We start from the raw sequence: 12,378 nt of genomic DNA on the forward strand, positions 1-12,378 counted from the left end.
TGTAATGTATTACCCGCGATCATGGACCAAAAGTATATTTAGGCTATTTATTTATCTAGCCTTCATTGTCTTGATTGGCATTTACTTAGAAAATGTCACTTTAGTGCTTTTGATCGCAACCGTGTCCCTCATTATTTTCAACTATCTGCACTTATACCAGCTAACCAAGTGGCTGTGGGAAAGTCGTAAAATGTCACCACCATCAGCCCCCGGTGTTTGGGAACATGTATATGAAGGCATTTATTATTTGCAGCGCCGCAATAGGAATAAACGCCGTAACCTAGGTGAATTGGTCAAGCGCTTCCGCGAGGGCTCAGAAGCACTTCCAGATGCTGTCGTTGTAGTAGATAAAGAAGCGAAAATTGTGTGGTGTAATCGTCATGCAAGGATTGAAATGGGCTTAAAATGGCCTGACGATTCTGGACGCAGAATTGACAACCTTATCCGTCATCCTAAATTCATCGACTATTTTCATTCCGGTGAATATCAATATCCAATTGAAATTCCGGCTCCGACCAATCCCAATAAAACCTTTGAGTATCGGATAATGGCGTATGGTGAAGACCAACTCTTACTGATAGTTCGAGACGTTTCTCGTGTGTCTCAATTAGAAGAAATGCGCAAAGACTTTGTGGCCAATGTATCCCATGAACTGCGCACCCCACTGACGGTTATCAACGGGTATCTTGAAGTACTTACTGGCGACGGTGACGAACAAAATCCTTTCGTAAATAAAGCAATGACGGAAATGGGAACGCAAACTAAGCGCATGCAGGCTCTTATTGAAGACTTGCTTATTTTGTCGCGAATTGAAGCATCGGCAGAGCGTATATATGAAAACACTATCGACATGACGGCAATGTTGAGGCAAGTTGAAACAGAAGCTAAAACCTTGAACAACGAAAAACAACACACTATTACGTTTAAGGTAGATAATGAACTGCGCATATTTGGTGTTGAAACTGAAATGCGTAGCGCTTGTTCGAACCTTATCTTTAACGCTATTTATTACACGCCACCGGGCGGTAATATAAAAATCATATGGAAAAAGCGGGGTAACGCGGCGTGCTTCGCTGTGATCGATAATGGCGATGGTATTGAAGATAAACATTTACGTCGACTAACAGAGCGCTTTTACCGCGTGGATAAAGCGCGTTCGCGAAAAACCGGTGGTTCAGGTTTGGGGTTATCCATTGTCAAGCATGTACTCAATCATCACAATTCTTTTTTAAATATTGAGAGTAAAGTTGGTAAGGGCAGTGAATTTTCATTTATACTGCCCCCAGAACTTATTTATGAAAATAGTTTGGATTCGTGATCAACGTACTGCTTAAACAAGCCATTTCTGAAAAAATTAATATCAGCCTAAATGATGGTAAGCGTCTTTTGTGCTCCTTCGCCTGTCGGATGATGTGTCTGTTTATCGGACTATTAGTATTTTTCCCATTACACCTAAATGCGCAGGAGCAAGAACAGAGATCACCAGTTAAACCTGCAGTAACAAACTCATCTCAAATAGACACATTAACCAACAAAGAACACAGCATAGAATTGCCAGATACCACTCCCGTAGACTTGGCCTCCTTGACCAAAAAAGAGAGTTTAGCCGGCGTTTATGGCAGCATATCTTCGGTAGGTTCGGATACTTTAGCCACGTTAATTTCACTATGGTCTGAGCAATTTAAAACCGTTTACCCGCATGTTAAATTTCAAATTCAAGCATCCGGCTCAGCCACAGCGCCACAAGCCTTAACACAAGGCACCGCGACAATAGGCCCAATGTCGCGAGCGCTGACAGCGACTGAAATCAGTCGCTTTACGCAAAAATATGGCTACCCACCAACAACGCTTATTGTTGCCGTGGATGCAATTGCTATTTATGTTGAAAAAAATAATCCGTTACAATCGCTGACGCTACAGGAAGTGGATGCGCTTTTTTCGGTGACTAGATTCTGTGGTTCATCTAAGAAGATAGACACTTGGACTGATATTGGTGTGACCAAGTTCGGTGAAAATCGAGAAGTACTGTTATACGGCCGTAATTCTGCTTCAGGGACCTATGATTTATTTAAAAAACAAGCCTTGTGCGAAGGTGATTTTAAGGCCACGGTTAATGAATTACCGGGGTCATCATCAGTTGTATTATCGATTGCATCATCCGTTGGCGGGCTTGGCTATGCGGCGCTTGGGCAGTTTAACGAAAATGTTAAAGCGCTTTCTATTAGCACCGAAATCGATGGTGAAAATGATTATATAGAACCCAATACCGACAATGTAACCTCGGGTAAATATCCATTCTCTCGCTACTTATATATTGTGGTCAATAAGCCACCCGATCAGCATTTACCAGTCTTGGAACGTGCATTTCTGACTTTTATTTTATCGAATGAAGGGCAGGATATGGTGAATAAAAATGGCTACTATTCAATTAGTAAAGAACTCAGGGACAAGCAATTGGTCTCTATTTTACGTTAATTAGGGCAATACGAGTCAAACAAGTCCCCGACGGCTACCATAAACATATCAAATACAAACTCAAACTCAAACTCAAACCCATCCTCTTGTATTAAACTTTTGTGACAATACCGCTGTGTAACATAACTGTCATTTACATCAAGTAATCTGCTTTAAAAATTTTTAGTAGTAATTTCTTATTTTTGAAACATTGGAGAGCAAAATGAACTTGAACGGACTATTTAGAGTTTCTGCAATTGCAGCTACTTTGGCACTTGGCGCATGTGGCGGAGATATTAATATTTCTGAAGGCGATATTGTTGATAATAGTGTTGTAAACAATGACAACAGCAATAGCGGTACTCCGGTTACTCCTACTCCTGATGATACAAAACCAGGTTCAGTAGATACCGCTTTAAGTGCTCAAGTATCGACCGCGTTAGGTCAATCCATTGAAGTTAGAGAGCTTGTTGGTCGTCTTACTGATGCAGATGCTGTTAACGGTGTTATCACACTAACTAACGACACCGTCTGGGCATTAACTGGAGCGGTCTTCATTGGTAATGATAAAGCAAACAGCGTCACCCTTAAAATCGAACCAGGCACTATTATTTTTGGTAGCGCTGGCGCCGATTATTTGGTTATCAGTCGAGATTCAAAAGTCGAAGCGCTAGGTACTGCGGCTTCTCCAATTATTTTCACTTCATACAATGACGTTATCGGTAACGAAGTTCAAGCTGGCCAATGGGGCGGTATGATCATTCTTGGTAATGCACCAACAACCAAATGTCCAATTGACGGAACTGATTGTTCACTGCAAGTAGAAGGCGCTGAAACTGGCGCAGTATTTGGTGGTGTAAACGATGCTGACAATTCGGGTATACTCAACTATGTTGTTGTTAAATACGCAGGTTTCGAAATTGCACCTGATAATGAATTAAACGGTATTACTTTTGGTGGTGTTGGTTCGGGTACAGAAATCGATTATTTACAAGTTCATGCAAACGCGGATGACGGTGTCGAATTCTTCGGTGGTTCAGTGAACGCTAAGCACCTTGTATTAACTTCAATTCAAGACGACTCAGTTGACTGGGACAATGGCTACAACGGTAAACTACAGTATGTCTATGTTGAACATGCAAGTGATGGCTCTGATGCTAACCGTGGTATTGAAGGTGACGGCGATGGCGGTGACGGCACCCCATTCTCACTTCCGAAAATTGCTAATATTACGATTATTGGTAATGGCTTCGATACTGCAGATGCTGACTCTGAAGGTGTTTTACTTCGTGACCAAACCGGTGCGAATATCATCAACATGCTAATTACTGGTCCAGCGGGTATGGGTGAGTGTTTAGAAATGGATAATGACGCAACGGTTCAAGGTAACTTGGCCGACGGTGACATCACTATTACTCATTCAGTTATCGCTTGTGCGGAAGCATTTAACTTTACTGCACCCGATGTTGACTTAAATATCTGGTTCGGCACAGAGCAACAAGGAAATAGCATCATTGCTTTTGCTGACCGCGCTAACGTTGGTATCAACAGTGACGGTACCTTGACCGCGGAAAGTTCACTACGTACGTCTGGTGGCAATCCAGCAAGTTTAGACACCTATTTTGATACTAATGCATTTATCGGCGCAATTGGCGCTGATGATTGGCGTCAAGGTTGGGCGTTTGGTTTTGGTGGTGGTGAAGTCGGTGTGGTTACAGCAGCGTCAGGTTGTCCAGCAGGAACAACCACTATTCCAGCAGTAGATGGCACCACCAACACATGCCAGTTGTCTGGTCGCATTACAACTAACCTGCGTTTAACAGCGGGCAACCACTACGCGTTATCTGAAGCGGTGTTCATTGGTGGCGATAATACTGACAGTGCTACATTAATAGTCGACCCAGGCGTGGTTGTTTACGGAAGCTCAGGTGCGGATTATTTAGTGGTTAGCCGTGGTTCCAAAATTGAAGCGAACGGCACAGCAACGTCACCAATTACATTTACATCTAGTCAGCATGTTGCTAATGGCCTAACTGCCGGTCTAGCAAATGGTACCGCTGGTCAGTGGGGCGGTATGGTTATTTTGGGTAACGGTAAGTCTACCAAATGTCCACAAGACGGCACAGCTTGTGCGTTGCAAGTGGAAGGCGTGCAAGAAGGAGCTGTATTCGGAGGTGATAATGATGCTGACAATTCAGGAACCTTGCGCTACGTCCGAGTTATGCATGGTGGTTTTGAAGTTGCTCCTGATAACGAATTAAACGGTATTACTTTTGGTGCAGTCGGTTCAGGTACGGTTGTTGAGTATCTTCAAGTGCACAAAAACGCAGACGATGGTGTCGAGTTCTTTGGCGGTGCGGTTAATGCTAAGTACCTAGTTCTAACTGGTATTCAAGATGATTCAGTTGATTGGGACAACGGCTATAAAGGTAAAATGCAATTTGTACTGGTAAAACACGCAGATGATAACTCAGATGCGAACCGTGGTATTGAAGGTGACGGTGATGGCGGTGAAGGTACTGCTTTTTCTAACCCAACGCTTGCTAACATGACGATTATTGGTAATACCTTTGACACCGCTGACACTGATTCTGAAGGTGTTTTGTTGCGAGACCAAACTAACGCGCAGCTATATAACTTTGTGGTAACCGGTCCTGCAGGAATGGGCGAATGTTTCGAATCTGATTTATCAGATGGTGATATTACGCTAGAAGAAAACATGGACGGAACAAGTGCTACACAGTTAGTATTTCAGTCTTCGGTACTGGCTTGTGCTGAAAATATTAAAGATTCTGGTACCTTCGACCAACAAACCTGGTTCTTAGGTCAAGCTGGGAACTCAATAGCAGCAGACCAGGCCGCTGTATTAAACGGGATCTTTACAATTGATGCTACAGCTCCTACTGACGTAACAACCTTAGATAGCTTCTTTACTCCGGTCGATTTCATTGGCGCGGTTAAAGATGCAAACAATGACTGGACTGCAAACTGGACAGTAGGTTTATAACAACTCCAACGGTTTGAGAGCGTTTAGCTCGATAGTAAATTGATACGAGTGCGTTACTGAAGGGTAGCGCAGTCGCGTTTCAAAGAGTCAGTTTTAGATGTTGCTTGATTTTAGGTATTATAAAAAAATTAGCAGCTAATGAGGTTAAAATGAACCAGCCTACAAACAGGTTTTCGATCAAACAAGTGACACTTGCCGTGATGGCTTCGCTTGCGATAACTCAGCCAATTTTTATGCAATCTGCAATGGCTCAGCAATCAGATGAAGAAGAGGCAATTGAAGAAGTTGTTGCCACCGGAACAAGATTAAAAGGAACAGCAACCGCTGTTTTGGAAGAACGTAAAAACCAAGCTTTTGTGGCAGATATCTTGGGTTCTGAACAAATTTCAAGAACGGGTGACAGTGATGCCGCGTCTGCGCTTCGTCGTGTAACCGGTTTGACATTGGTTGATGGCAAGTTCATCTATGTTCGTGGTTTAGGTGAACGATATTCAAGTACGCAACTGAACGGGGCTGCTGTACCTAGCCCAGATCCAACCAGAAACGTTATTCCGTTGGATTTATTTCCAGCTGATATCATTGAAAGTTTGTCCGTACAGAAGTCGTTTTCGCCTTCTATGCCCGCTTCTTTTGGTGGTGGTAATGTTAATATTCGCTTAAAAACGATCCCGACTCAGTTTATATTTAACGTATCCGGTAGTCTCGGTTACAACACCGAAAACTCCGGCGATGCGCTAGCTTATAACGGCGGAGATAAAGATTGGCAAGGTCGCGATGATGGCACTCGTGCAGTCCCTTCTTCTATCGGCTCTCGCTGGCAAAATAAACAGTTCCTAGATTCACTTGAGCAAGACGTTGCGCTTTCGTTATTGCGCGATGTTAATCGTGACTACGACCCATTCTTAAAAAGTATTGGTCCCGACATGGGCTTCAGTTTTTCATTAGGTAACAGTTTTGATATTGATGACAAGTGGCGGTACGGTTTTTTGCTTACAAGTAGTTACGATAATAAAACAAACGTCTCTCAAGAATACGAGCTTCAACAAGCTGATCGAGTGCAAGATTCGATAAATTTAGTGCGCTTCTTTGATGATATTTCAGTTACGGAGACAAGTGTTAAATGGTCAAACATGCTTAACTTAGGTATTGATTACAATCGTAATCATAGAGTTGATTATAGCTTGATCTTATTGAACGATACGCGCGATGAAATTAGCGAAAAATTTGGTAATACTGAAAACTTAAGTCAAGCTGAAGGCTTGCGTATTCGTGATGTTGAAGTTGAATATGAAGAACGTAAAATGTTTACTAACCAACTTCGTGGTATGCATACTTTCCCTCAATTCAATTTTGCGGGTGTTGATTGGAAATACAGTTTAGGACGTTCGGTGCGAAATGCGCCTGGAAACTTCGAGTCACGTTTTGTCATCAGTGACGAGAACAATGATGGTTTTTTTGATGCAAGCAACGAAATTGCATTGAACAACTCAACTACCGCTGCACGATATTCATTTCAAACCTTACACGATAGATTGGAAAATGCGGGTTACAACGTCTCACTGCCTTATTCTATAGGCAATTGGGAAATGGAGTTTAAATTCGGGGCTGATTTTCTAAGCAAAACACGGACAGCTGAAAATCGTCGTTTCGATATCAATACGCGTGCATTTACTGGATCAGAATTATTGGTTGGAGACTCTTTTTTTAGCATCTTCAGTGATCAAGTCCTAGCGGATGAAACTAATTTTTCCGGTGCCGGTCCTGCTATTATCCGAGACACCACGATTGCTGGAGATGACTATGCTGCGGGTCAGAAAGTTGATGCTTATTATATTGAAGGTGATTTATTCTTTAAGAATAAATGGCGTTTCAGCGGTGGCGTGCGTTTTGAAGATTTTCGTCAAGTTGTTGCTCCGTTCGACCCAAGAACCAATCAATTCGATTTGCCGGATGAAGCTGACCGTTCTCAGTTAGCCTTTCAAGAAGATGACTTTTATCCTGCTTTGGCGATGACGTACATTAAAGATGAAAGCATGCAGTTTAGAGCAAGTATTGGTCAAACAGTGGTTCGTCCTGATTTACGCGAAGTATCATCTTCGACGTTTATTGACCCGCTAACTGAGTTTCCAATTGCGGGTACACCGGGTATTAATACCACGTCAATTATTAACTATGATTTGCGTTGGGAATGGTATCGCGAAGCTGGCAACAACTTGTCAGTGGGCTTGTTCTATAAAGACATGGATGCGCCAATTGAGTCGGTGCAATCGCCAGCGCAAGATGGCCCGCCTTTAATTCGTATCGCTAACGCTGAAACAGGTGAGTTGTATGGTGTCGAAGTGGAATTCTTGCAAGGCTTAGATTTCATTGGTAAAGGTGTTTGGGACAATATATTTGTGTCAGGTAACCTAACCCTGAGTGATTCTGAAATTCTATTGGATCGTCAGAGCATTGTTGAACAAACTGGCGTATCAGCTGCAGTAACTAACTTAAAACGTCGCCTAACAGGGCACTCGCAATATGTAATGAATTTACAAGGTGGCTTCGACTCTGACAATGGTGAACATTCCCTTTCTGTTGTTTACAACGTGTTTGGTGAACGTATTCTGATACCGGGTATCGACGGTTTTGATGATAGTTACGAGCAACCGTTTCATTCCTTAGATACAGTTTATAAGTTTTATCCTAACTTCAACACCACCATGACGTTCAAAATTCAAAATATATTTGGCGAATCCAAGAAGCTAGAATTTGAAAACGTGTTATTGCGTTCTGAAACCAAGGGCCGTAAATTGAGTTTGTCAGTGAAGTATAATTTTTAACTGACACAAAAAGTTCATAAAACTCTGTTAATGCCTCAAAGCTGTACTATGTAGACCCTTTACAAACATAGTATGGCTTTTTTCTATCTAGATGCAGCAAGACTTTCGCGAATATGACAGTTATGTAATAAATCTGTAATAGAATACCTCTATCCTTTGCGCAGATTTTGGCCTTGTCGTTGGTTTATTTTGCTAGCGCCTAGCTCGTTTATTTTGAACTTAGGATGCGTATATGAAGGTTTTTCAAACGTTAATAGCGACTGCAGTCACGTCAGTGTTACTTAGCACGGCGGCTCTTGCACAAGAAGATAGATATCTTGACCCAGCAGCCAAAAAGGCGACTGAAATTAATGAATCTGCGGTTAAGTCGCAAACTAAAATTAATAGCATCACTGATCAAATTGATGACAAACTTCAGCAGTTCAAAGCGCTAAGCAAAGAAATAGAAGGCTTAGACGTTTATAACGAACAACTACGTCGTCAAATAGCTAACCAAGACCAAGAGATGTTAGATCTCAACCAATCAATAGACGAAGTAAGTGTAATTGAGCGTCAAATTACGCCTTTGATGCTGAATATGATTACCGGCTTATCTCAGTTCGTCGAACTTGACGTGCCTTTCCTTGCCGAAGAACGCGGTAACCGAATCTTAGATTTACAAAACATGATGGATAGAGCTGACGTCACGTCATCTGAAAAATTTCGTCGCGTTATGGAAGCTTATCAAGTTGAAATGGACTACGGCAAAACGATTGAAGCTTACCCTGGTTTGAAAGACATTAATGGACAAGAACGCTCGGTTGAATTTCTTCGCATTGGTCGCACGTCATTGATTTATCAAACGCGTGACGGCAGCTATCAAGGTGCGTGGAACAAACAAACACAGCAGTGGGAAGAACTTGATTCAAGTTACAAAAACCAAATATCCAAAGGTTTACGTATTGCGAAGAAACAGCTAGCACCGGACCTATTAATGGTTCCAGTCGCGATTACGGATTAAGGGAAAGATAATGAAAACATTCTTTTGTAAGAGCATTTGTAAGAGCATTTGTAAGCGCATTTGTAAGCGCATTTGTAAGCGCATTTGTAAGAGCAGCAGCAACGCTATTTATAATACCAATACGCCAATGACATTTGTAAAATCGTTGTTAGCGGCAACGGCAGCTGTGGTTTTGTCATTTTCTGTGCAAGCACAGTCAGACACTGCACTTGACTTGGACGCGCTTCTTAAGCAATTAGAAGATGGTAAGTTCGCACAGTCAGAGCAAAACAGATCGCGTGAACAAGACTTTATGTCAAAGCGCACGCAACAAGATCAGATTTTGCGTGACACGCTGAAACTCCGTGATGCCCAATTGGCTTCTTCTGAGAAGCTAGAAACTCAATTTGAAGAGAATGAGTTTAAAATTACGGATTTAAACGGTGCTCTAGATAATCGCTTAGGTTCATTAAAAGAATTATTTGGTGTATTGCAACAAGTTGCTGGTGACACTAAAAATAAACTTTCTAACTCCATTATCTCAGCTCAAATTCCAGGTCGTTCGGAGTTCTTAGACATGATGGCTCAGTCGATGGGTAAATCCACTAAACTCGCATCAATTGCTGAAATTGAGCGTGTTTGGTTTGAAATTCAACGAGAAATGACCGAGTCAGGCAAAGTCACTCGTTTTAACACCGATGTGGTTGAAGCTGGTGGCCAGAAAGTGAATAAAGAAGTCGTGAGAGTCGGCCCATTTGCGCTGGTTTCTGATGGTAAGTACTTAGAATATCAAGGTGCAACAGGGGTTGTTTCTGAATTACTACGTCAACCAAAAGACCGTTTTGTTAATTCAACTACTGAGTTACAAAATTCGTCAGGTGAATTGGTCACCTTTGGTTTGGATCCAACGGGAGGCTCTATTCTTGGCTTGCTAATTCAAGCGCCTTCATTAGAAGAGCGTATTCATCAAGGCGGATTAGTGGGTTATATCATCATTGCTGTTGGTGCTGTGGGTATTTTGGTCGCTTTCTGGCGCTTTATTGTGTTATCGCTAGTCACCGCTTCGGTTAGTCGTCAATTGAAGTCAGATACGTTATCGAGCAACAATCCATTAGGCCGCGTTTTGAAAATAAAAGAAAATTACCCTGATGTAGATACCGAAGCTTTAGAGCTGCATTTAACAGAAGCAATTTTAGGTGAAGTACCCAAGTTAGGTCGTTACTTAACCTTGGTCAAAATGATTTCAGTGGTTGCGCCTTTGGGCGGCTTGCTGGGAACAGTAACCGGTATGATTGTGACGTTCCAACAAATCACCTTGTTTGGTACTGGTGACCCGAAAATTATGGCGGGTGGTATTTCATCGGCATTAATGACAACGGTGCTCGGTTTGGTTGTCGCTATTCCAACAACCCTGCTTTATGCACTGTTGAGTACGCAAAGTAAAAATGTTGTGATGATTCTACAAGAACAGTCTGCTGGTGTTATTGCGGAGCGTGCTGAGAAGCAAGCTGCTAAGCAATCTGTTCAGCAAGCCAAGGCGTAAGTCATGTTTATAGATATTTTCGAGTCAATTCGTGACTTTACTGAAACTGGTGGAAGTATTCTGCTGGTTATTGGAGCACTCATCTTCGTGATGTGGATATTGATACTCGAGAGAATTCTATATGTGACCAATAATCACAAGCTGATGATGAAAGAAACTATTGCGCAATGGCATGCACGCCCTGAACGTAATTCGTGGAATGCGATGCAGATCCGCCAGGCAATGATTTCTCGAGTGAGTTTAAAATTGCGTTTTAGTTTGCCTATCATTCAAGCCTTGGTTGCCCTTTGCCCATTACTCGGATTAATGGGAACGGTGACCGGTATGATCATGGTATTTGACGTTATGGCAATGTCGGGTGGTGGTAACGCTCGTTCAATGGCTGCAGGGGTATCGCAAGCGACTATTCCAACAATGGCAGGCATGGTCGGGGCTCTTTCGGGTGTATTTGCGTCAACTTGGTTAACCAGAACCGCAAAAACTGAACGTATGCATCTAGAAGACGCATTACAACTTCAACGCAGCGAATAATCGCTGGTTGGTTAAGGAATACTTATGAAACATTTACAAAACTTAGTCGAAGAAGAAGAAGCAACAATTGATATGACACCGATGCTTGATGTTGTATTCATTATGTTGATTTTCTTTATTGTTACGGCGTCTTTTGTAAAAGAGTCAGGCATCGACGTTAACCGTCCGGATGCGGCTACTGCAGTGAAAAAAGACCGCGCCAATATCTTGATTGGTATCAGCGATAAAAACGAAATTTGGATCAATAAACGCAGAATTGATGTTCGCGCTGTGCAAGCTAACGTTGAACGTTTACACGCTGAAAACCCGCAAGGCTCAGTGGTCATTCAAGCGGATCGTAAATCAACAACTGAGTATCTAATTAAAGTCATGGATGCTTCACGCGCGGCTGGTGTATCCGACGTTTCCATCGCTGCACAAGAGTAGATTGTTATGCTAAGACTGTTAATTGCTATTGTCTTAGCTGCTGTTATCACACTGAGCTTGTTCTTTTTAATGCAAGCCTTGATAGCCAGCGGTGATAAGACGTTATCTGAACCACCGGAAGGGAAGGTACTTGATTTTGTGCGAGTGCCAAAAGAAGAAAACGTACAGAAGAAAGACAACAAACTAAAACGTCCGCCAAAGCCAGAAGCGCCCCCACCTGAAATGGAGGCACCGAAAATGGACTCATCTACACCTGATGGGGAAGGCGCTGCAATGGATTTTGGTGCTGATATGTCGAATGATATTGCGCTTGATGGCGGCTTAGCTTTAGGTTCAGGCGATGGCGAATATTTACCTATTGTTAAAGTAACGCCAGTGTATCCGAGACGTGCTTTACAGCGTGGTATTCAAGGTTACGTAATTGTTGAATTCACGGTAAACAAAACAGGCGCCGTGGTTGATATTTTTGTGGTTGAAGCTAACCCAGAAGGCATTTTTGATGACGCGGCGATGGATGCGGCTAAGAAATTCAAATACAAACCACGTGTTGTGAATGGTGAGCCCGCGGCTGTTTCTGGGGTTCAAAACCGCATTACTTTTAAGATTGATGGATAAA

The 12,378-nt window shown here is 42.4% G+C and carries 9 protein-coding genes; all 9 read left to right on the forward strand.

From position 1 onward, the window contains the following. Positions 1-4 precede the first annotated feature (4 nt). The 9 genes from phoR (at position 5) to G399_RS0111755 (ending at position 12,377) form a co-directional block, all read left to right on the forward strand. Entirely contained in the window at positions 5-1,318 is a 1,314-nt protein-coding gene (gene phoR, locus G399_RS0111715) for a phosphate regulon sensor histidine kinase PhoR (RefSeq protein ID WP_026843684.1), read from the forward strand. Next, positions 1,315-2,475: a PstS family phosphate ABC transporter substrate-binding protein gene (locus G399_RS0111720; RefSeq protein WP_006013778.1), complete on the forward strand. Its 1,161-nt coding sequence runs from the start codon at positions 1,315-1,317 to the stop codon at positions 2,473-2,475. The genes phoR and G399_RS0111720 overlap by 4 nt, the downstream gene beginning before the upstream one ends. A gap of 202 nt (positions 2,476-2,677) precedes the next feature. Further along, positions 2,678-5,461 carry a hypothetical protein gene (locus G399_RS0111725; RefSeq protein WP_006013780.1) on the forward strand — a complete coding sequence of 928 codons (2,784 nt, stop codon included), beginning with the start codon at positions 2,678-2,680 and terminating at the stop codon, positions 5,459-5,461. Between the two features lie 149 nt (positions 5,462-5,610). Next, positions 5,611-8,283, forward strand: coding sequence for a TonB-dependent receptor domain-containing protein (locus tag G399_RS0111730; RefSeq protein ID WP_006013782.1), 2,673 nt, complete (start codon positions 5,611-5,613; stop codon positions 8,281-8,283). 232 nt (positions 8,284-8,515) lie between these two features. Beyond that, positions 8,516-9,283: a DUF3450 domain-containing protein gene (locus tag G399_RS0111735; RefSeq protein WP_006013783.1), complete on the forward strand. Its 768-nt coding sequence runs from the start codon at positions 8,516-8,518 to the stop codon at positions 9,281-9,283. Positions 9,284-9,410: 127 nt separating this feature from the next. Beyond that, positions 9,411-10,805, forward strand: a complete 1,395-nt coding sequence (locus G399_RS0111740) for a MotA/TolQ/ExbB proton channel family protein (protein WP_034897110.1) — start codon at positions 9,411-9,413, stop codon at positions 10,803-10,805. A 3-nt stretch (positions 10,806-10,808) separates the two neighbouring features. Further along, entirely contained in the window at positions 10,809-11,336 is a 528-nt protein-coding gene (locus G399_RS0111745) for a MotA/TolQ/ExbB proton channel family protein (protein WP_006013787.1), read from the forward strand. Positions 11,337-11,360: 24 nt separating this feature from the next. Then, positions 11,361-11,762 (forward strand): ExbD/TolR family protein, encoded by a 402-nt coding sequence (locus G399_RS0111750; protein WP_006013789.1) that lies wholly within the window; start codon positions 11,361-11,363, stop codon positions 11,760-11,762. A 6-nt stretch (positions 11,763-11,768) separates the two neighbouring features. Further along, the gene (locus G399_RS0111755) at positions 11,769-12,377 is read left to right on the forward strand and encodes an energy transducer TonB (protein ID WP_006013792.1); all 609 of its coding nucleotides are present in this window, start codon (positions 11,769-11,771) and stop codon (positions 12,375-12,377) included. The last annotated feature ends 1 nt before the right edge of the window (position 12,378 follow it).

It is taken from the genome of Brumicola pallidula DSM 14239 = ACAM 615 (assembly GCF_000428905.1).
GTDB classification, from domain to species: domain Bacteria; phylum Pseudomonadota; class Gammaproteobacteria; order Enterobacterales; family Alteromonadaceae; genus Glaciecola; species Glaciecola pallidula.

What these genes read in the sequence shown, in the direction of transcription:
- G399_RS0111740 (WP_034897110.1), top strand. Translation starts at nt 9,411, where the DNA reads ATGACATTTGTAAAATCGTTGTTAGCGGCAACGGCAGCTGTGGTTTTG.
- G399_RS0111735 (WP_006013783.1), top strand. Translation starts at nt 8,516, where the DNA reads ATGAAGGTTTTTCAAACGTTAATAGCGACTGCAGTCACGTCAGTGTTA.
- G399_RS0111755 (WP_006013792.1), top strand. Translation starts at nt 11,769, where the DNA reads ATGCTAAGACTGTTAATTGCTATTGTCTTAGCTGCTGTTATCACACTG.
- G399_RS0111745 (WP_006013787.1), top strand. Translation starts at nt 10,809, where the DNA reads ATGTTTATAGATATTTTCGAGTCAATTCGTGACTTTACTGAAACTGGT.
- G399_RS0111730 (WP_006013782.1), top strand. Translation starts at nt 5,611, where the DNA reads ATGAACCAGCCTACAAACAGGTTTTCGATCAAACAAGTGACACTTGCC.
- G399_RS0111725 (WP_006013780.1), top strand. Translation starts at nt 2,678, where the DNA reads ATGAACTTGAACGGACTATTTAGAGTTTCTGCAATTGCAGCTACTTTG.
- phoR (WP_026843684.1), top strand. Translation starts at nt 5, where the DNA reads ATGTATTACCCGCGATCATGGACCAAAAGTATATTTAGGCTATTTATT.
- G399_RS0111750 (WP_006013789.1), top strand. Translation starts at nt 11,361, where the DNA reads ATGAAACATTTACAAAACTTAGTCGAAGAAGAAGAAGCAACAATTGAT.